This is a genomic window from uncultured Subdoligranulum sp., from assembly GCF_963931595.1.
Taxonomy (GTDB): Bacteria; Bacillota; Clostridia; order Oscillospirales; family Ruminococcaceae; genus Gemmiger.
Window position 1 is genome coordinate 129,952 of the sequence record NZ_OZ007030.1, and the last position, 19,335, is coordinate 149,286.

The following is a 19,335-nucleotide window of genomic DNA, read 5'->3' on the forward strand; positions in this document are numbered from 1 at the left end:
AGGAGGTAAGTCCATGAAGGATCTTCGGCTGATCTTCCGTTACAGCAAGCCCTATCTGCGGGACCTCATCGTGGCGGTGGGGCTGCTCATCATCGAGTGCGCCTTTGAGATGATCATCCCGGTGCTCATGTCCACCCTCATCGACGACGGCGTGCCCCACCACGATATGTCCATCATCCTTCGCCAGGGCATCCTCATGGTGGTCTGCGCGGTGCTGGCCCTCATCACCGGGCTGCTCTACGCCCGGTTCGCCGCCCGCTACGCCAACGGCTTCGCCGCCGAACTGCGCCTGGCCGAGTACGCCTCGGTGCAGAAGTTCGACTTCGCCAACCTGGACCATTTTTCCGCCGCCTCGCTGGTCACCCGCATGACCACCGATGCCACCGTGCTGCTCAACGCCGTCAACACCGGCCTGCGGCCGCTGGTGCGCAGCCCGGTCATGCTGTTCATGGGCCTGGGCATGGCCTTCCTGCTCAGCCCCCGGCTCACCATCATCTTCCTCATCGCCACCCCCATCCTGGCCGCCATGCTGGCCTGGATCGTCAGCCATGTGGCGCCCCTCTACGGCCGCCAGCAGAGCGCCGTGGACCATCTGAACAGCCGCATCCAGGAGGGCCTCACCGCCATCCGGGTCATCAAGGCCTTCGTGCGTGGGGACTGGGAAAACCAGCAGTTTGACGAGGTCAACACCGAACTCAGCGACGCCAGCACCGAGACCTTCCGCCTGGCCGTGCTGAACATGCCCTCCTTCCAGCTGGTCATGTATGTCTGCATCGTCTGCATCATGTGGTTCGGCGGCGGCTTCATCCTGGAGGGCTCCATGAGCGTGGGCCAGCTCACCGCCTTCCTCAGCTATGTGCTGCAGGTGCTCAACTCGGTGATGATGTTCTCCGGCGTCTTCCTCCAGATGACCCGCTCCCTGGCCAGCGCCCGCCGTATCCGGGAGGTGCTCACCGAGCAGCCCGATCTGGCCAACGCCGACCACCCGGTGGAAACCATCGGGAACGGCGCCATCGACTTTGAGAACGTCAGCTTCAAGTATAACGCCGCCGCCCAGAAAAACGCCCTGTCGGACATCACGCTGCACATCCCGGCGGGCGCCACGGTGGGCATCATCGGCGGTACCGGCTCGGCCAAGACCACGCTGGTCCAGCTGATCCCCCGCCTCTACGACGCCACCGCCGGCACCGTCAAGGTGGGCGGCCGAGACGTGCGGGACTACGACCTGGCCGCCCTGCGGGATGCCGTGGGCATCGTGCTGCAGAAGAACCTGCTCTTCTCGGGCACCATCCGGGATAACCTGAAATGGGGCAACCCCGATGCCACCGACGAGGAGATCCTGGCCGCCTGCCGGGCTGCCCGGGCCGACGAGTTCCTGGACCGCATGCCCCAGGGCCTGGACACCGACCTGGGCCAGGGCGGCGTCAATGTGTCGGGCGGCCAGAAGCAGCGCCTCTGCATCGCCCGGACCCTACTCAAGCACCCCAAGGTGCTGATCTTCGATGACTCCACCAGCGCCGTGGATACCGCCACCGAGTCGGGCATCCGCCACGCCCTGGCCCAGCTCACCGATGTGACCAAACTCATCATCGCCCAGCGCATCAGTTCGGTGCAGAGCGCCGACCTCATCGTCATTCTGGACGACGGCCGGCTCCACGCCGTGGGCACCCACGCCGAACTGCTGGCCCACGATACCATCTACCAGGAAATCTACCAGTCCCAGCGGAAAGGGGGCGACCAGCAATGATGCGTGTTACCGGCGGGCGCCGCCCGCAAAATCTGGAACATACCCTCCGCTGCCTGTGGGTCTACCTGAAACACCACAGCGTCATGCTGGCCCTGGTGGCGGTGCTGGCTTCCCTCAGCGCCATCGCGGCCCTCATCGGCACCTACATGATCCGCCCGGTGGTCAACGGCCTGCTGGAAAACGGCAGCCTCACCTACCTGGCCGCCGGCGTGGGCCTGACGGCGGTGGTTTACCTGGTGGGCGCCCTCTGCACGCTGGGCTACAGCCAGATCATGGTCCGCGCCGCCCAGAAGATCCTGCGGGAGATCCGCCGCGACCTCTTCGCCCACCTGCAGACGCTGCCCCTCCAGTTCTTCGACACCCACCGCAAGGGCGACCTGATGAGCCTCTTCACCAACGATGTGGATACCGTCTCGGACGCCCTGAACAACAGTTTCGCCCTGGTCATCCAGACCTTCGTCCAGGTGGCGGGCACGCTGATCATGCTGTTCGTGCTGAACTGGAAGCTGTCGCTGCTGGTGGTGGTGGGTTACGCCGCCATGTTCTGGTATATTGACTTCAGCACCAAACACAGCCGGGCGTTCTACGCCAGACAGCAGGGCTGCCTGGGCGAACTGGACGCCTACATCGAGGAGATGATCGCCGGCCAGAAGGTGGTCAAGGTGTTCAACCACCAGCAGGCCGACCTGCAGGGCTTTGCCGCCCGCAACGAAAAACTGCGCCAGGCCGGTACCGGTGCCCAGAGCTACGCCGCCACCATGATCCCGGCGGTGGTCAGTATCGGGTATATCAACTACGCGGTCATCGCGGTGCTGGGCGGCCTCATGGTCATGAAGGGCTGGACCGACCTGGGCAGCCTGGCCAGCTATCTGGTCTTTGTGCGCCAGACCACCATGCCCATCAACCAGTTCACCCAGCAGGGCAACTTCCTGCTGGCTGCCCTGGCCGGCGCCGAGCGTATCTTCACCGCCATGGAGGAGGACCCCGAGGTGGATGCAGGCACGGTGGATCTTGTCACGGTGCGGCAGGCCCCCGACGGTACCCTCACCGAGTGCACCGACGGGGAAGTCACCGGCCACTGGGCCTGGTGTGACCGCAGCCGTCCCAACGTGCCCTTCCAGCCGCTGGAAGGCCACGTGCGGTTCCACAACGTGGACTTCGGCTACGTGAAAGGCCACCTGATCCTGCAGGGACTGTCCCTCTACGCCAAGCCCGGCCAGAAGATCGCCTTTGTGGGTTCCACCGGCGCCGGCAAGACCACCATCACCAACCTGATCAACCGGTTCTACGATGTGACGGCGGGGTCCATCACCTACGACGGCATCGACGTGCGGCTCATCCGCAAGGACGCTTTGCGCCGCAGCCTGGGCATCGTGCTGCAGGACACCCACCTGTTCACCGGCACGGTGGCGGACAACATCCGCTTCGGCAAGCTGGACGCCACCCAGGAGGAGGTGGAGCGGGCGGCGAAGATCGCCAACGCCGACTCCTTCATCCGCCGCCTGCCCAAGGGGTATGACACGATGGTCACCGCCGACGGCGCCAACCTGAGCCAGGGCCAGCGCCAGCTGCTGGCCATCGCCCGGGCGGCGGTGGCGGATCCGCCGGTGCTGATCCTGGACGAAGCCACCTCCAGCATCGACACCCGCACCGAGGCCCTCATTGAGAAGGGCATGGACCGCCTGATGGAGGGCCGAACGGTGTTCGTGATCGCCCACCGGCTGTCCACGGTGCGCAACGCCGATGCCATCATCGTGCTGGAGCACGGCCACATTGTGGAGCGCGGCACCCACGAGGAGTTGCTGGCCCAGAAGGGCGAGTACTACCAGCTGTACAACGGCATGTTTGAACTCTCCTGAATGGATGAGCGAAAGCCGGCAAAGTTTTTTGCCCTAAACTATTGACAGACACCCTGCGTTGTGCTATTATAATCTAGCACCCTAACGGAGGGCGCCTGAATATCGCGGGGTAGAGCAGATGGTAGCTCGTCGGGCTCATAACCCGGAGGTCGCAGGTTCAAGTCCTGTCCCCGCAACCACCAAGACCCGGTCTGAAAAGACCGGGTCTTTTCTTGTGTTAAAACGCGGCAAAAAGGCAGAAGTTTTTCATTTGATTCATCGATGCTGCGTATAATATTTTTTCTGATGTTGACAAAAAAGACCGGCAGAGCCCCCTGTATTTTCGGGTGTCCTGCCGGTCTTTTTTGCACTCGGGACGCTGTCTGGGCTGGTATTATTTCCCTTGGCCCGCAGGCAATTTGTCCGTTTTTTGCCCCGGAAAAAGCAGATAATGCCGCTTGCAAACGGCCTGCCCGCCGGTCTTTTTTGCAGGAAATACCTCGTAAAATTTACCGGCGGCACAAAAGACCCTTGAGAGGAATGAGCCCTGAAAAACGTACTTTTCTAATTTCAGTCGGAAAGAAAAAGCCAGGCAGCGCTGTCCACGTTGTGAACGGCGCCGCCTGGCTGCATTACGATATGCGGATCTTTATAACCGAAATGGGACGCGGCAGACCTGATACGCTTTGAGAAATTCTCCGAAATATGGCTAGTCGACAGATTTCTCTTCGCGGGATGAATCGATATATTCAATCAGATCTCCCGGCTGGCAGTGCAGGATGCTGCAGATTTTTCCGAGTGTGTCGGTAGTGACAGGCTTGTCATGGCGTATTCGTTGCAGAGTTTGCGCATCAATTCCTTCGTTGGCCAAACGGTAGAAGGAAATACGGTTCTCTTTCATAAATTCCCGCATCGGACGAAACGAGATCGGCACTGCATCACCCCCGTTTTTGATTATTATAGGGGGCTTGCCACTTTCCATTATAGTGATTATAATCACTATAATGGAGGAATAAAAGTGATTGTTACGTTTTGCGGTCATTCGCAGATTTCGCAGTGCCAGGCAGTGGAAAGATGGCTATATGGTGTGACGCAGGAATTGATTACGCGAGGCGCCACAACCTTTTATCTGGGCGGTTATGGTGCCTTTGACAACCTGGCGGCATCTGTCTTGCGGAGACAAAAGATGCAGTATCCCCAGATCGAATTGGTTCTTGTCATGGCCTATCTCAACGACGGAAGAGACGCTTCCGGTTACGACCGAACCATCTACCCGCCACTGGAAACCGTGCCGCGCCGTTATGCGATTCCGCGCAGGAACCGCTGGATGGTCCAATCTTCCGACATCGTGGTGGCCTATGTCCTCCATGACTGGGGCGGGGCGGCTGCAACACTTCGGTTCGCTATACAGAAAAAGAAGCAGATTCTTTCTTATTGCGATGAAGTGGGTTTCTGACACAGTCTGCAGGTCGCCTCTCGCAGGAAGAGCGGCAAATATATTTTTGAAAGTCCCTGTTATGGCCCGCCCCGGATGCTATAATGAAAACAATGAGAAAACAATCCCCGGAGGCCGACTCGGAAGGGGCGTCTCTCCGGGACAGGAAACAGAACGACAGGAGGCAAGCAATCATGGCAAATTTACCATCCACCGAAACGATGGAACGCATCTCCCGCCAGGAACTGGCAGACAATCTGGACGCTGTGCTGGACCGTGTGCTCCGGGAAAACATCGGGCTGGTCATCACCAATGAGGGAAAGGACGATCTCGTCCTCTGCCCGTCCTCCTGGCTGGATCCGTTCCACACGGAGGACTTCGGGTCGGTGATCAACTGCGCGCTCCGCTACGCCATGCATGCCGAAGACAAGGAGAGTGAGGCGGTCATCCGCTATCTCCGCCACCGCTGCGGAATACTGGATGAAAAGACGCTGTCGGTGGCGGTTGCGGACCTGGACAAAGAGCTGAAACAGCCGTCACTGTCGCTGAAGAACCCGCAGGTCTGGCAGGAACTGCAGGGAATGTTCCGGCAGCAGCTGGCCGCGCTGCGGGAGGCTCCTTTGGAGAACGCGGAGCAACAGGATCCCCCTGCAAAACACGATGAACCATAGTATTTCGGTGAAAAGACTCCGGGAGGACCCCAATGAAATTAAAACAATGGGCGCAGGACTGGTTTTCCGCCTGGCAGGCGTCCCATGCCGGTTCCTACAGGACCGCACAGTCCTATCAGGGGCTGCTGCAGAATACGATCCTGCCCCGCCTGGGAAGATATGAACTGGCAGAACTGACGCCCCCGCGGCTGAAGCGGTATTTTGCCAGTCTGTCCGGCGGAAAGGCCAAAAATACCTACAAGCTGCTGCGGACCATCCTTCAGCAAGGGGTGACGGCAGGGCTGCTGGCAGAAAATCCCTGTACGCCGGAGATTTTAGGCGAGGAGGTCCTTGCCAGACGAAAAGCAGGACCCAGCCGGGAACAGCCTGTCTTTACCCGGGAAGAACAGGAAAAGCTGCTGGCTGTCTGCGAGGAGGAGCTGTGGGGCAACCTGATCCGCTTTGCCTTTGCCACGGGACTTCCCCAGGGGGAATTGCTGGCCCTGCGGGAGGAGGATGTGGACCTGGTCGCCAGTCGGCTGACTGTGCGCAACCGGGTCGCCCGCATTGCCGACGAACAGAGTAAGGAACGCAAAACTAGGCTGGCGCTGCTGCCTGTTCCGCTTTATTCTGTGCCGCTGCCTGCCGCCTGCAAAAGGATTGTGGAATCGCAGCTTGGCACGCTGCGTACCCTGCAGGCGGTGGATGCCCGCTGCAATCCCGACCACCTGCTGTTTGCTACGCCGGACGGACGCCCGGTGGAAGCCAATGTCCTGCGGGAACATCTGGCGCTGCTGGAGAGAAGGGCGGGCGTGCCTTGCCTGACTTTCTCGACCATCCGGGAGACCGCCATCCGCCAGGCGCTGGAGGACGGCGGAACCGACGCCGAAGTGATGGAGCGGTTCCACTGCAAGGACCGGCAGGCCTTTTTGCGCAGGTATCGCCCAAAGTAAACTGAACAAGCCATGAATCAAAACACGCGCTTTCCGTTAAGGAAAGCGCGTGTTTTTTATTGTCGACCTTGACGATTGCTGCAAAGTACTTACGATGAAAATGAAAATGCCGTTGCACAGCCGAAAAGACGATGTCAAGTGTTGCAGCAAGAAAAAGTGCCGCTTTTTGATTGACAGAACAACAAAAGTAATTATCGTGATATCCAAGCCGGAGAAAAAATCCCCGTTATACGCTGACGGGAGAGCTGTCAACCCCTTTCTCCATGGCACCCCCCCTTTTTGAAGTTGCACCAAAAACAAAAGTAAATATCATTTTTCTTGTAAAACGATGAACGATTTCCCCAAGATCAAGGAGCATTACGATATGAGTCAACGCAAGTATACAAAAGCGATCCCCTTCCAATGGAAAAAGATATCATGCAGCGCCACCGGGCATTTCAATACCTCCAAAAACTGCTTTGTAGTGTTATTGAGGACTTCCAACCCGGCCGGAGGAGATGATCTTGAGTATGAACCCAGAACCACACTTAAGGACAGGAAAGAAATCCCTTGTTACCTTGCATCTGAGGGAGGCATCCGGGCCAAGAAGGCTCTTTACAAAAAATACGCGGAGCAGCAGGTGAAAACCTTTCCGGGCGATACAGTGCAGCGCAGCGCCGAGGGCGCCTATACCCTTCTGGAAGCAACCGGGGAATTTCAGCGCTATCTTGCCAGGGAGATCGGAAAAGACAGAAAAAATCCCGCCAACACGAAGGATACGCTGGACCGGGATTTGTTGGACAAGTATCTGTCCTTTTATGGGGACAGACCGCTGTGCCGGATTGACAAAGGGGTGCGCAAAACCGTGGAGCAGGACCTGGCTGCCCAGGATCCCCGCTTCACAAAGCACCAGATGCAGCGGTGCCGTCACCGTCTGGAATGGATGCAGTGGTATGCGGCGGAACACGGATGGATGAACATGCCGAAACGGCGGGGCAGAAAGCGGCACGATGCCCAGGGGCAGAAGCGCAGCAAGCTGGGAAATCAGAGCCTTTCCCATGAGGAGTTCAGCAGGCTGCTGAAACAGGCAAAACAGAATGCGTTGCAGAATGGCCTTGCCGTGGGTGTGTTGCTGGTGCTGCTGGAAGGTTTTTCGCCGGAAGAAGCCTGCAGTTTGCAGTATGGGGATTATGTACGGCTGCCGGGTTCGGCGTATTACAGCCTGCGGGTTTTGCGGCCTTACCTGGAAAAGGCGGACAACGTCCTGCAGTTTGGCAGGGAAAAGGTATATCCGTACAGGCTGCGCTATGTACCGGTTTGTCAGCCCCTTCAGGAAATTCTGCAGCGCCGGGCGGAATGGGCGCGGGAGAAGGGCGGAAGGAGCTTTCTCAAGATGCCCATCGTCTGCAGCAAAGCAGAATGGAAAACGGCTTGCAGGCCGGAAGAGCTGCAGAGGTACAGTAAATCTTTGCTGAAACAGGCAGGGTTTGCGGCGGGGACCTACAAAAAGACCGATGAAAAATCTGATCACCAGGAAGAAAAGACCATCGGGGCCACCGTCAGGGTGTTGCACCGTACCTTCGACGAAATGGTGAAAGGGTGGCTCCGGGCGGGAGAAAAAGACCACCTGCAGGGGTGGGCGCCCAAGACGGTCATGGATAAAGTCTACCGGGATTACCAGAGCGTCTGGTATCAGGAATGTATCGGAAGAAAACTGGATGAAGCCATCCGGTGCTATCAGAAAGGAGCGTGATATACATGGACGAGGTCACAAAACAATGGAGCCTGTGCGGCAGGCAGGTGGATTGCACCTGCCGGGAGAAAGCGGTGCCGGAGGGCAAGGTTCGGATCACCGGCAGCTGGAGCTGCGGCCGGTATGAAAACCTGAAAATCCGCAGCACCGTGAAAAAGGAAACCGACGTAGAACAGTATCTGAAGAGACAGATCGAAAAACAGCTGATGGCGTACCTGCGCAAGGAACAGGCAGGCGTGTCGCCGGAAGCCCCGGAGAAAAGTCCCACCCTGATGGAGCTCTACCGGCAGAAATACCGGCAGTATTTCAACGAACACGACTGGCTGCCTTCCACCCGGGACAATTACGACCGGGACTACCGCCTGCGGCTGCTGTGCGGGAATCTGGAAGAAAAAGGGGCGCGGCAGATCACCGAGGAGGATATTGCCCGGCGGATGGAAGTGCTGGCAGATCAACCCCAGAAAGTCCGGCCCCAGAAGAAAAGCCGGCAGGCGGAACGGATGAAAGCCCTTTGGATTCTGCTGTGCCGGTTTCTGGAATTTCTGGTGGAGGAAGGGGATCTGCGCTGCAGCCCCATCCCGGAACGTACCTTGAAGAAGCTGGACATTGCGAAGGAACAGCTGCAGCCAACGGCCAGGGAACTGTATAACCGGCGGTTCGGCAAGCAGACGCTGACCCGGCAGGAATGCGCCCGGCTGCTGGCGATGGTGGAACAGTCAGAAAATCCCCTGGCCCTGGCCTGTGCCCTGATGCTGCTTCAGGGCATGCGTGATGGGGAAGCCTGCGGCCTCAATTTTGATTGTCTCAAAACAACAGAAAATGGCCTGCCCTTTATCCAGGTGGAGTGCCAGGATGAAAAGGACAAAGCAAAGAAGGCAAAGCGCAGCGTTACCGACCTGCTGAAAAGCAAAAACAGCTACCGCACCCTGCCCTGCACCCCGACGGTTGTGCGTCTGATCCGCCGGCAGCAGGCGTGGATCCGTCGCCGTCACCCCGAACTGACCGAAGAACAGCTGGCGGAGCTGCCGCTGCTCTGGGTGGAAACACAGAAAGGGCGGCGCAATCCTGTGCCGGGGGAGCGCCGGGCCATCACCAGGGATGTGGGCAAGATGGGACGGGAGATGCTGGATCAGTGTATGGAGGAGGGCACCGAAAAAATTCTGGTCAACGAGGAGGACACCGACCTGGAGGAAGGGGCCGGGTCCTGCGAAGAAAATCTCACCGCCTACGCACTGCGCCATACCTACTGCACGGGCCTGAGCATTGCCACCGACCTGACCGACGAGGAGATAGCCTACTGCATGGGTCATCAGAGTCCGACGGGCAGTCGCCTGCGGATGAATGAGGATAAACAGCGGCGTCTGCTGCTGGCCCATGAGGCCTACGAGGCAGCCTTCGCCGGTGATATGGCCCCGCCGGAACCTGTTTGCGGTGATGATGCAAAAGAGGACGCTTCCTGACTTGCGGGGAGGATAGCCTGCCCGGCAGAAAGCAGTAAAGAGAACACAGGCACCATGTAAACAACAAAATCCCCGCAGGCAGCCTGCGGGGAGCAAAACGGTATTTCATACGGCGGCCGGCCCGGCGAGGGCGGCACGAAACCAGCCGCAGGCCGGGGTGATGCAGTCCATCTGCCGGTGCATGGCTTCCAGCCGGGGGTGCAGGTAAAAGGTCTGGGTGGTGCCCACATCGGCGTGGCCCAGCATACCGCTCAGCGTCAGAATGTCCATGCCGTGCTCAATGGCCCGGGTGGCAAAGGTGTGGCGCAAATCGTGAAAACGGGCGTGGGGCAGCTGCAGTGCCGTCAGCACCTCGCCGAAATAGTGGCTCAGGTTGTCGGGGTCGGTCAGCTGGTTCTGGGTGTTGTAGACAACGAATCCCTCGGGCTGCACCGGGGCACCGAACCGGTTTTCATGGCGGCGGCACTGCATCTCCAGCAGGGCAAACACCACGGCGGGCGCCGCGATGCGCCGGGAACCGTCCCGCCCTTTGGTGGGACTGAACACCAGCTCGGTGGCGCTCTGACCCGGCTGCCGCTGGCTGCGGGGCAGCCGCTTGACGGTCTGCCGCAGATGCAGCTCCTGGCGGGATCAGTCCACGTCCCGCCAGCGCAAAGCACAGATCTCGCCCAGACGGCAGCCGGTGTACAGCGCCAGCAGGATGCCCATATTCTGCAGGTTGCCGTCCTGGAAAAGGAACCGCTCCAACGTCGCCTGCATGGCATCGGACATGGGCTGGATGGCCTTGCGCTGCACCTTGCGGATCACCGTGCCGGGCACGGGGTTGGCAGCTAGGCGTCCCTCCTGCACGGCACATTTCAGCGCCACGTCCAGCACGACCCGCATATTCTTGATGGGTTTGGCGCTCAGTGGTCCGCCGGTCTTCCGATTGCCGCAGGCGGCTTCCCGGTTGAGAAACTGCTGCAGGATGCCGGTATTCAGTTCGCCCAGCGGCACGGCGCCGATGGCCGGGACGACGTGCTTGTCCACAATATCCCGGTACTGAGCGTACCCGGCGGGTTTGCAGCTGGGGCGGATGTAACTTTCCAGCCAGTAGTGGAGCCAATCGGCCAGGGTGGAAATGGCGGTCATAGGGACACCTCCTGTGCGATCAGGCCAGACACTTTTCCTCGTGGGTGGCCAGCTTGATGTGGTAGGGCAGACTGGGTGCACCGTCGGGCAGCGCCGGCGGGGTGAGCCGGTCGTTGATCAGCTCGGCCATCCGGGCTAGGTCGCTGGTGTATTTGGGGACGATCAGCACGGCCTCGGTGGGCTGTACACCGTCCAGCACCAGCCCGTCCCAGTACATCTTGAGCTGATACAGATGCAGCGGCTCTCCCTTGGTGGCTTTCAGCTCATAGATGACCCGCTTGTCGGCCCCCTCGTCCAGGACATCGATGCGGGTGCCGGTGGGCCAGACGGTCATCTCGTCGGTCACCCGGTCCTGGGGATTCACCGCCAGCAGGGCGCTGATCCAGCGGCTTTGCAGGGCTTTCTCGGTGCAGGCCTTGGGATGGGCCAGGGGCGGGACCTGCGCCAGCAGCGAAAACAGATTCTGCCAGTCCGGGTCGTTGGGGTTCAGGTTGGTCTTGTTGTTCAGGGTACTCAGCACGCCGCGGGGCAGTTCGGGCAGCAGCACTTCGCCCACAAATTCGTTGTAGTTGTTGTGCCGCGCCAGGGGCATCCCGTTGGGACCCCGCCAGATTTCGGACAGCTGGGCGGTGGCGATGACCCGCTTGCCCAGCCGGATATTCACCCCCTGGGTGGGCTGGTTGCCCTGATAGTAGTATTTGGCCTTGGCGCCCAGCCCCTGCACCGACTGGGCAATGGCCAGCGGAACATGGATGCAGTAGACGGTGCCGGGATGATCCCGGGGGAGAGTGAGCTCCTGCGGCAGGGCGGGGGTATCCACCTCCTCCACCGTCATCTGCGGCGTGAATGGACCCTGGACTTTCAGGTAGCCGGCAGCACCCCGGGCACGGGTGTACAGGGCCCAGGGACGGTCACCGCCGGTCAGGCTGGCCAGGGCGTTGTTGATGCCGAACCCGTGTTCGTTGAGGCGGTTGCTGCCGGTGGGCAGACTGCCCAGCTGCAGGGCATTTTCCAGCTGGGACAGGTCCATCCCGCTGCCCCAGTCGGCCACCACCAGCAACAGTTCATCCTTGGCGGAACCGGGGGCCAGCCCGATGAAAATCAGGGCCTTTTCCCCGGGGAGGGCGGCGGCGATGGCGTTGCCGCACAGCTCCATGACGCCCTGGTGGAAGGCCATGTTCTGTTTGGCCAGCCCGGCAAAGGTGTGCGGGGTGATGTTGATTTGAATGGAATGAAAATTCTTATGCAGTTCGTTCATGGTAAAACTCCTTTGTGATAGCTACAATGTAAGGAAAAACAGGGAAAAGCAAGGCGGCTATCTGGTAGAAAAACGGGGGTCGTGCCCGTGCTCACGCTGCAGATGGAGGGCAAGACAGCTGGTCACAGGAAAATTCAACATGAAATACCTTCTTTCTCCCGGATGGGTTGCAATGTCCAGAGAAACCGTTCGGAGGCGGGAATGATGCTTTGCAGCACAGCCTGTGCGTCGGCTTCGGACAACCGGCAGGCCCGGGCTAAATCGGTGGTGAGATACCAGTCCCTGTCCCGGTAGCGGGCCAGCAGGATGCCGTCCGAACGGGTTACAATGAATGTTTTCGAGGCATTTTGGCTCATGGGTCAGCTCCTTTTTTCGGAAAAGCAGGAAGAGAAAACAGCCGGCCATTTTCTGCGCCAGTAGCGTGGATTGCGCCCGTGGTCGCGGCTCAGATAGGGGGCGATGTTTTCCAGGCCGGTCAGCAGATAGTAAAGCGTGTGTTTCAAGGGAAGCTCCTTTTTAATGCATACATATGTAAGTATGATATACTGTGCAGTAAAAGAGTATGAGGGAACCGGGGGATGTTATCTTTTACTGTACCATTATTATATCATACATGCACATGTATGCGAATTGGAGACTTTCACAAGCATACATGCGCAAGAACTGGCTTCGTTGTGCATATTGCATACTTGCGCATGAACGACCCCGTTTGCTATACTGGTTTCATACCATTTTATAAAGAGAAGGGAGGCTTTTCCATGGGAAAAACATCCGCAGCGGTCAAAAACCGATATGCGGCCAAGGCGTATGACCGTATCAATCTGATTGTAAAAAAGGGGCAAAAGGAAGTCATTCAGGCGCATGCGCAAAAGCGGAACGAAAGCGTGAACGGATTTATCAACCGCGCCATCGAAGAAGCGATGCAGCGGGATGACGAAAAAGAAAGCTGATGCCGGAAAACACTGCGGTGGAATCTGAAAGCAATTCCACCGCAGTGTTTTTGTCTGTGGGCAGGGCGGCTCCTCTGGTGCAGTCCCTGAAACCGGGGCTCCCCAGGGCCTCCAAAAGTTCTGCCGGATTTTTGGGCGGGGCTCAAATTGACGGCCGGGCGTTTTTCTCCTATACTGAAAGTAAAGCAATGCAGAGGAGGCGCGGCCGGTGAACATACCGTACATCGTGGGAATGGGCGTGGTTTACACCGCCGCCCTGGGGCTGCTGGTGCGGCGGCTGCACCTGCCGGGGCGGGGCTATCTGCCCGAAAAAACGCTGTGCAGCCTTTGTTTTGTGGCCGTGGCGGCGGTGTGCGCTGCCCTGGGCAGCCGTCCCGAAGCCTTTTGGCGCTTGCTGCCGGCGCTGCTGTGCTGTGTGGCGGGGGATGTGGTGCTGGCGCTCTACAACAAGCTGCACCGTCCGGGCCTGTTTTTGGCCGGGTTGGGGGCCTTTCTGGCAGGACACAGCCTGTTTGTGTGGGGCCTGTGCCAACTGCAGCCCATGGGCTGGCCGGTGCCGCTGGCTGCAGTGCTGGGGGCCGGCGGCGCGGCGGTGCTTTCCGGCATGCCGGGAATGCAGACCGGGCGGATGCGCCCTTTGGTGGTGCTTTACGCAGCCTTTGTCTCGGCGCTGCTGGGCAAGGGACTGCAGCTGGCCTTTGGTATGGGCCAGCCCTGGTGCTTTCTGGTGCTGGCAGGGGCGGTGCTGTTCTGGATTTCGGATCTGCTGATCCTGTTTTTGTATTTTTACCCTCCCAGACGCACTGCCGTGCACGTGGCCAATCTTCTGACCTACTACTATGCCATGTTTCTGATTGCAGTAAGCCTCGCGGTCTGAAAACAGGGACACTCTATAACTTTGCAGCCACTGTCCTTCCATTCCTTTTCCCGGTGGCGGACGTATCTCTGCCCCTCCCCTTGCCAACCGCAGCTATTTCTTGTAAGATGGAGTCGGATACTTTTTCACAAAGAGAGGTTGGGAAACATGAAAGAGGAAATGACGCAGGAACAGGCCCGCCAGGCCTTTTTGGTGGACGCATTGCAAAAACTGCTGGGGCAGGACAGTCCCACCGGTTTTACCGAAAAGGTGGTGACGGTGGCGGAGGGCATCGCCCGGGAGCTGGGCTTTGCCACCCGGCGCACCAACAAGGGCAACCTGGTGATTACGGTGCCCGGCCGGGAATCCGGCCGCAAAGTAGGGCTCTGCGCCCATGTAGATACCCTGGGCCTGATGGTGCGCTCGGTCACCGCCGACGGCATGCTGATGGTCACCAAGGTGGGCGGTCCGCTGCTGCCCACCCTGGACGGCGAGTATTGCCGCATCTATACCCGCGAAGGCAAGGTATACACTGGCACGGTGCTCAGCCTGTCGCCGTCGGTCCATGTGCAGGATGATGCAGCCACCCGTCCCCGGGACGAGAAAAACATGGCGGTACGTATTGACGAGAAGGTTCACACCAAGGAGGACGTGCTGGCCCTGGGCATCGCCGCCGGTGACTATGTCTGCTACGACACCAAAACCACCGTCACCGACAGCGGTTTTGTGAAGTCCCGCTTCCTGGACGACAAGGCCAGCGCTGCCTGTCTGCTGACCCTGCTGTGGCAGATGCATGAAACCGGCACCCGCCCCCGGTTCGAGACCTATTTCACCCTCACGGTCCATGAGGAAGTGGGCCACGGCGGCGCCACCCTGCCCGTGGTGGATGAGCTGCTGGCTGTGGATATGGGCTGCATCGGGGAGGACCTGAGCTGCACCGAGTACCAGGTCTCCATCTGCGCCAAGGACAACGGCGGCCCCTACGACTACGGTATGGTCAGCCGTCTGGTACAGCTGGCCAAGGAGCAGAAGGTAGACTACGCGGTGGACATCTATCCCCACTACGGTTCGGATGTCGGCGCCGCCTGGCGCTCCGGCATGGACTGCCGGGCCGCCCTCATCGGCCCGGGGGTGCACGCCTCCCACGGCATGGAGCGCACCCATCTGGATGCTCTGCGCGCCACCATGGATCTGGCTGCACTCTATCTGGAACTGGCCTGAACTCACCCGATTTTCTGAAACCATCTGTTCAGGAAGTCTCCTGGTATCAAGCCCCGGTCCCCCAAGGCCGGGGCTTTTGCTGTGCCTGCGAAAAAAGGTGTCGGCCGAAAGTAAGCCTGCGGCTGTATTTTATAGAAAAGGAACTCTGCAGTATACTTTGTGAAAGGAGAGGATTGCCCATGATTTTTCTTTTACTGGCCTTGCTTTCCAGTTCGGTGCTGGCCATGGTCCTGAAATATCTGAACTCCGGCAGTTCGTACGGGGTTTATTTTGTCAATTACGTTACCTGCACCCTGCTTGCCTTTGCTGCCATGGAGCCCAAAGCACTGTATCGTGGTGACAGTACCCCCTGCTGGCTGGGCGGCATCACAGGGCTGATTTACCTGGCATCCCTTGTCGCCAACGGATACAGCATCCATAAAAACGGAGCCATCCTGTCCTCGGTGTTTACCCGTCTGGGGGTGCTGGTTCCCATTCTGGTCTCTGTGGCACTGTTCGGGGAGCGGCCTACCCTTCTGCAGGGAGTAGGCATGGTCCTGGCCGTGGCAGCGGCCGTACTGATGAACGGCCTGCCTGAGAAACCGGAATTTTCTTCTCCCCGAAACAAGGTGTATCTGCTGCCGCTGCTTTTGACCCTGCTATTGAACGGAACCAGCGATGCCATGTCCAAGGTGTTCACCCAGCTGGGCCGCCGTCAGGACGACGGGCTGTTCATGTTTTACATCTTCCTGTTCGCCGGGCTGGCCACCCTGGCGCTGCTGGTCAGGAGGCACCAGCCGCTTACCGGGCGGGACATTTTCTTCGGGGTACTGGTGGGCGTGCCCAACTTTCTTTCTTCCCGGCTTCTTTTGGCCGCTCTTACCCAGCTGCCGGCCTTCCGGGTCTACCCTTCCTACAGCGTGGGGGTGATTCTGGTCATCAGCGTGGCCAGTTTCTTCCTGTTTCAGGAACGGCTGAACCGCCGCCAGATGGGGGCGGCCGGGATGATTCTGGGTGCTCTTGTTCTGCTCAATTTGTAACCTTTCCTGTTATTCTTCGCCCAGCTCCGACCTTTTTCGGCCGGGGCCTTTCTTGTTATTTTTCCGGGAAAGGCGTATACTCGTATCCTGTATTGAGGGAGTATGGGAAATTTTGTGAGGGAAGGTACAGGACATGTTTGGATTGGGAACCATAATCAATGTGGCGGCGATTGTTGCGGGCGGTGTGATGGTCTGGTATGCAGCCGGGCCATCAGCGGCCGGTATCAGGAGACCTTGCTGCAGGCCATCGGTGTTTGCGTGATCTTTGTGGGCATCAGCGGCGCTGTACAGGAGATGATGACCGTCACGGCAGACGGTCTGAAAAGCGGCGGGACCATGATGATTGTCATCAGTTACGCCCTCGGCTCCCTGCTGGGCGAATGGATCAATCTGGAACTGCGGATTGAACAGTTCGGCAACTGGCTGAAGGTCAAGACAGGGAACGCAAAGGACAAACGCTTTGTGGACGCCTTTGTAACCGCATCCCTGACCGTCAGCATCGGCGCCATGGCCATCGTGGGCGCCATACAGGACGGCATTTCCGGCGATTATTCCACCCTTGCGCTCAAGGCGGTTCTGGACATGGTCATCATCTGTGTGATGAGCGCCTCCATGGGCAAGGGGTGTCTGTTTGCCGCCATTCCCGTGGGGGTGCTGCAGGGTACGGTCACCCTTCTGGCCAAAGCGGTCCAGCCCATCATGACGGCACAGGCCTTGTCCAACCTGTCCCTGACCGGCTCGATTCTGATCTTCTGTGTGGGCATCAATCTGCTGTGGGAAAAAAAGCTGAAGGTTGCCAACATGCTGCCGTCCATCCTCATTGCCGTGCTCTGCGCCTTTGTTGGTGTGTGAAGGTGGTTGTTTCGGGTAATTTTCCGATAGAATTTCCAGGGTCCGGTCTTGGCAGGCCGGGCCCCTTTTTAATTCTTGAAAAAGACTTGCTCTTTCTTTGCAAAACCTCTTTTCTTTGCCGGAAAGTGTGCTATACTGTCTGACAGATGAGACTTTTTGCCATACCACTAAAATTATGGGCAAAGAAGGAGGAAATTCTGTTGAAGATCTATGTTTCAGCGGCAGCGCCCCGCAGCGGTGACGGCACCCAGGCACGGCCGTATCAGACCATCAGCGAGGCAGCCAAGGTAGCCGAGGCCGGGGACGAAGTCATCGTGATGCCCGGCTTCTACCGGGAGTGGGTAAACCCCGTCCGTGGCGGCGAGAGCGACGACAAGCGCATCACCTACCGCTCGGCGGTGCCCGGCTGTGCGGTAATCACCGGTGCGGAGCCGGTCAAGGGCTGGACCCATTACCAAGGCAACGTGTGGATGGTGCGGGTTTCCAACAGCCTGTTCGGCGATTACAACCCCTATACCACCTTTGTGTACGGGGACTGGTACTTTTCCGGCAAATCCAAGCACACCGGCTGCGTGTATCTCAATGACAAAGCCATGTATGAAGCCGGCAGCCTGGAAGAATGCATCAAGGGCGAGGTATATCCCTGCTCCTGGGAGCCGGAGGCTTCGGTCTACAAGTGGTATGCCGAGCAGGACGGTGACGACACGGTACTCTACGCCAATTTCCAGGGCAAGGACCCCAACGCGGAAAATGTGGAGATCAACGTCCGCCGTTTCTGCTTCTACCCCAGCCAGACCGGCCTGAACTACATCACCGTCAGCGGGTTCTGCATCACCAAGGCGGCCACCACCTGGGCCCCGCCCGCCGCCTACCAGGACGGCATGATCGGTCCTCACTGGGCCAAGGGCTGGATCATTGAGGACTGCGAAATTTCCAACTCCAAATGCGCCGGAATCTCCCTGGGCAAATACTGCGACCCGGACAACGACCACTACTTCACCAGAAAGCACGTCAAATCCCCCACCCAGATGGAGCGGGATGCCGTCTGCCGCGGGCAGTACCACGGCTGGCTGAAGGAGAACGTGGGCAGCCACATCATCCGCCGGTGCGACATCCACGACTGCCAGCAGGGCGGCATCATCGGGCGCATGGGCGGCGTTTTCTCGGTGATCGAGGACAACCATATCCACCACATCAACAACATGATGGAGCTGGGCGGCGCCGAGATCGCCGGCATCAAGATGCACGCCGCCATCGACGTGATCTTCCGCCGCAACCACATCCACCACTGCACCATGGGCATCTGGTGTGACTGGGAGGCCCAGGGCACCCGCATCACCCAGAACCTGCTGCACGACAACCAGAAGCCGGACTTTGCCCAGCCCCTCAAGGGAGGCATGATGAGCCAGGACATCTTTGTGGAGGTTGGCCACGGCCCCACCCTCATTGACAACAACATCCTGCTCAGCGAAGTTTCCCTGCGGTTCGCCACCCAGGGTGTGGCCATGGTGCACAACCTGATTGCCGGGGCGCTCACCTGCGTAGGCGGCGGTACCGGCCTGCGGTATACCCCCTACCATATTCCCCACCGCACCGAGGTAATGGGCTTCATGACCATCCTGCACGGGGACGACCGGTTCTACAACAACATCTTTATCCAGAACGGTCCCGCCGAACCCAAGCGCATCCGGCACGACAGCGACGATGGTGTGGACGAGGAGAATCGGGCGGTGGGCACCCATGTCTTTGACGGCTACCCCACCTATGAGGAATGGATTGCCCAGTTCGACATGGACACCGACACCCCCGACATGGCCAAACTGGCGCCCGCCCACGACAGCCACCTGCCGGTCTGGGCAGAGGGCAACGTCTATTTCGGCGGCGCCCGGAAATGGGAGAAAGAGAAGAACGCTGTGGTCCTGCCCGACAAGGTCACCCTGGCGCTGGAAGAGCAGGACGGCCGGGTGACGCTGGAAACCAACCTGTACGACCTGCTGCCTGAAATGCGGACTCCCAGTGTCACCACCATGGTGCTAGGCAAGGCCTTTGAGCCGGAGGAGCCCTACGAAAATCCCGACGGCACCCCCATCTACTTTGATGCGGACTACCTGGGACGTCACCGGGCCCCGAATCCCCTGCCCGGTCCCTTTGCCAGCGGGGCGGAGCTGGAGGAAACTCTCTTTGACGACAGCGAGAGCGGCCCTGTGGTGCGGTAACGGATTTTCTTTTGCCA

General features: G+C 59.2%; 19 protein-coding genes and 1 tRNA gene. 14 read left to right on the forward strand and 6 right to left on the reverse strand.

The genetic code is table 11. The features are described 5' to 3' along the window. Positions 1 to 13 precede the first annotated feature (13 nt). The 3 genes from ABGT73_RS00655 (at position 14) to ABGT73_RS00665 (ending at position 3,785) form a co-directional block, all read left to right on the forward strand. A complete protein-coding gene (locus tag ABGT73_RS00655) occupies positions 14 to 1,747 on the forward strand; it encodes an ABC transporter ATP-binding protein (RefSeq protein WP_346667929.1) in 1,734 nt (577 codons plus the stop codon). Next, positions 1,744 to 3,606, forward strand: a complete 1,863-nt coding sequence (locus ABGT73_RS00660) for an ABC transporter ATP-binding protein (protein WP_346667930.1) — start codon at positions 1,744 to 1,746, stop codon at positions 3,604 to 3,606. The genes ABGT73_RS00655 and ABGT73_RS00660 overlap by 4 nt, the downstream gene beginning before the upstream one ends. 103 nt (positions 3,607 to 3,709) lie before the next feature. Continuing rightward, positions 3,710 to 3,785 (forward strand) — tRNA-Met (locus tag ABGT73_RS00665). Positions 3,786 to 4,294: 509 nt separating this feature from the next. Here ABGT73_RS00665 and ABGT73_RS00670 read toward each other — a convergent pair. Next, positions 4,295 to 4,486 (reverse strand): helix-turn-helix transcriptional regulator, encoded by a 192-nt coding sequence (locus ABGT73_RS00670; RefSeq protein WP_346667931.1) that lies wholly within the window; start codon positions 4,484 to 4,486, stop codon positions 4,295 to 4,297. A 117-nt stretch (positions 4,487 to 4,603) separates the two neighbouring features. Between ABGT73_RS00670 and ABGT73_RS00675 the strand changes: the two genes are divergently transcribed. The 5 genes from ABGT73_RS00675 to ABGT73_RS00695 all read left to right on the forward strand — a co-directional run bounded on the left by ABGT73_RS00675 (position 4,604) and on the right by ABGT73_RS00695 (position 9,815). Then, positions 4,604 to 5,041 (forward strand): hypothetical protein, encoded by a 438-nt coding sequence (locus ABGT73_RS00675; protein ID WP_346667932.1) that lies wholly within the window; start codon positions 4,604 to 4,606, stop codon positions 5,039 to 5,041. A 173-nt stretch (positions 5,042 to 5,214) separates the two neighbouring features. Then, positions 5,215 to 5,691: a hypothetical protein gene (locus ABGT73_RS00680; RefSeq protein WP_346667933.1), complete on the forward strand. Its 477-nt coding sequence runs from the start codon at positions 5,215 to 5,217 to the stop codon at positions 5,689 to 5,691. Positions 5,692 to 5,723: 32 nt separating this feature from the next. Continuing rightward, the gene (locus ABGT73_RS00685) at positions 5,724 to 6,623 is read left to right on the forward strand and encodes a site-specific integrase (RefSeq protein ID WP_346667934.1); all 900 of its coding nucleotides are present in this window, start codon (positions 5,724 to 5,726) and stop codon (positions 6,621 to 6,623) included. A 619-nt stretch (positions 6,624 to 7,242) separates the two neighbouring features. Then, positions 7,243 to 8,355, forward strand: coding sequence for a hypothetical protein (locus ABGT73_RS00690; RefSeq protein WP_346667935.1), 1,113 nt, complete (start codon positions 7,243 to 7,245; stop codon positions 8,353 to 8,355). A 5-nt stretch (positions 8,356 to 8,360) separates the two neighbouring features. Continuing rightward, positions 8,361 to 9,815, forward strand: coding sequence for a hypothetical protein (locus tag ABGT73_RS00695; RefSeq protein ID WP_346667936.1), 1,455 nt, complete (start codon positions 8,361 to 8,363; stop codon positions 9,813 to 9,815). 105 nt (positions 9,816 to 9,920) lie between these two features. On the opposite strand, the gene ABGT73_RS00700 is transcribed toward ABGT73_RS00695, so the two are convergent. The 5 genes from ABGT73_RS00700 to ABGT73_RS00720 form a co-directional block, all read right to left on the reverse strand. Next, positions 9,921 to 10,361 (reverse strand): tyrosine-type recombinase/integrase, encoded by a 441-nt coding sequence (locus tag ABGT73_RS00700; RefSeq protein ID WP_346667937.1) that lies wholly within the window; start codon positions 10,359 to 10,361, stop codon positions 9,921 to 9,923. Positions 10,362 to 10,445: 84 nt separating this feature from the next. Next, positions 10,446 to 10,946: a hypothetical protein gene (locus ABGT73_RS00705; protein WP_346667938.1), complete on the reverse strand. Its 501-nt coding sequence runs from the start codon at positions 10,944 to 10,946 to the stop codon at positions 10,446 to 10,448. 19 nt (positions 10,947 to 10,965) lie between these two features. Beyond that, a complete protein-coding gene (locus tag ABGT73_RS00710; protein ID WP_346667939.1) occupies positions 10,966 to 12,204 on the reverse strand; it encodes an ATP-binding protein in 1,239 nt (412 codons plus the stop codon). 134 nt (positions 12,205 to 12,338) lie between these two features. Next, positions 12,339 to 12,560, reverse strand: a complete 222-nt coding sequence (locus tag ABGT73_RS00715) for a hypothetical protein (protein ID WP_346667940.1) — start codon at positions 12,558 to 12,560, stop codon at positions 12,339 to 12,341. Between the two features lie 3 nt (positions 12,561 to 12,563). After that, positions 12,564 to 12,707 (reverse strand): hypothetical protein, encoded by a 144-nt coding sequence (locus ABGT73_RS00720; RefSeq protein ID WP_204649288.1) that lies wholly within the window; start codon positions 12,705 to 12,707, stop codon positions 12,564 to 12,566. 255 nt (positions 12,708 to 12,962) lie between these two features. Here ABGT73_RS00720 and ABGT73_RS00725 point away from each other — a divergent pair, with 255 nt between their 5' ends. The 6 genes from ABGT73_RS00725 (at position 12,963) to ABGT73_RS00750 (ending at position 19,318) form a co-directional block, all read left to right on the forward strand. Continuing rightward, complete coding sequence (locus tag ABGT73_RS00725) at positions 12,963 to 13,154, forward strand: hypothetical protein (protein ID WP_346667941.1); 192 nt, start codon at positions 12,963 to 12,965, stop codon at positions 13,152 to 13,154. 208 nt (positions 13,155 to 13,362) lie between these two features. Next, entirely contained in the window at positions 13,363 to 14,031 is a 669-nt protein-coding gene (locus ABGT73_RS00730) for a lysoplasmalogenase (protein ID WP_346667942.1), read from the forward strand. A gap of 147 nt (positions 14,032 to 14,178) precedes the next feature. Further along, a complete protein-coding gene (locus ABGT73_RS00735; protein ID WP_346667943.1) occupies positions 14,179 to 15,231 on the forward strand; it encodes a M42 family metallopeptidase in 1,053 nt (350 codons plus the stop codon). A 179-nt stretch (positions 15,232 to 15,410) separates the two neighbouring features. Then, positions 15,411 to 16,250 carry an EamA family transporter gene (locus ABGT73_RS00740; RefSeq protein WP_346667944.1) on the forward strand — a complete coding sequence of 280 codons (840 nt, stop codon included), beginning with the start codon at positions 15,411 to 15,413 and terminating at the stop codon, positions 16,248 to 16,250. A 114-nt stretch (positions 16,251 to 16,364) separates the two neighbouring features. Then, on the forward strand, positions 16,365 to 17,102 hold the full coding sequence (locus ABGT73_RS00745) for a DUF554 domain-containing protein (RefSeq protein ID WP_346667945.1): 738 nt from the start codon (positions 16,365 to 16,367) through the stop codon (positions 17,100 to 17,102). A 200-nt stretch (positions 17,103 to 17,302) separates the two neighbouring features. Continuing rightward, the gene (locus tag ABGT73_RS00750) at positions 17,303 to 19,318 is read left to right on the forward strand and encodes a right-handed parallel beta-helix repeat-containing protein (RefSeq protein ID WP_346667946.1); all 2,016 of its coding nucleotides are present in this window, start codon (positions 17,303 to 17,305) and stop codon (positions 19,316 to 19,318) included. The last annotated feature ends 17 nt before the right edge of the window (positions 19,319 to 19,335 follow it).

What these genes read in the sequence shown, in the direction of transcription:
- ABGT73_RS00655 (WP_346667929.1), top strand. Translation starts at nt 14, where the DNA reads ATGAAGGATCTTCGGCTGATCTTCCGTTACAGCAAGCCCTATCTGCGG.
- ABGT73_RS00660 (WP_346667930.1), top strand. Translation starts at nt 1,744, where the DNA reads ATGATGCGTGTTACCGGCGGGCGCCGCCCGCAAAATCTGGAACATACC.
- ABGT73_RS00670 (WP_346667931.1), bottom strand. Translation starts at nt 4,486, where the DNA reads ATGAAAGAGAACCGTATTTCCTTCTACCGTTTGGCCAACGAAGGAATT.
- ABGT73_RS00680 (WP_346667933.1), top strand. Translation starts at nt 5,215, where the DNA reads ATGGCAAATTTACCATCCACCGAAACGATGGAACGCATCTCCCGCCAG.
- ABGT73_RS00685 (WP_346667934.1), top strand. Translation starts at nt 5,724, where the DNA reads ATGAAATTAAAACAATGGGCGCAGGACTGGTTTTCCGCCTGGCAGGCG.
- ABGT73_RS00695 (WP_346667936.1), top strand. Translation starts at nt 8,361, where the DNA reads ATGGACGAGGTCACAAAACAATGGAGCCTGTGCGGCAGGCAGGTGGAT.
- ABGT73_RS00705 (WP_346667938.1), bottom strand. Translation starts at nt 10,946, where the DNA reads ATGACCGCCATTTCCACCCTGGCCGATTGGCTCCACTACTGGCTGGAA.
- ABGT73_RS00710 (WP_346667939.1), bottom strand. Translation starts at nt 12,204, where the DNA reads ATGAACGAACTGCATAAGAATTTTCATTCCATTCAAATCAACATCACC.
- ABGT73_RS00715 (WP_346667940.1), bottom strand. Translation starts at nt 12,560, where the DNA reads ATGAGCCAAAATGCCTCGAAAACATTCATTGTAACCCGTTCGGACGGC.
- ABGT73_RS00725 (WP_346667941.1), top strand. Translation starts at nt 12,963, where the DNA reads ATGGGAAAAACATCCGCAGCGGTCAAAAACCGATATGCGGCCAAGGCG.
- ABGT73_RS00735 (WP_346667943.1), top strand. Translation starts at nt 14,179, where the DNA reads ATGAAAGAGGAAATGACGCAGGAACAGGCCCGCCAGGCCTTTTTGGTG.
- ABGT73_RS00740 (WP_346667944.1), top strand. Translation starts at nt 15,411, where the DNA reads ATGATTTTTCTTTTACTGGCCTTGCTTTCCAGTTCGGTGCTGGCCATG.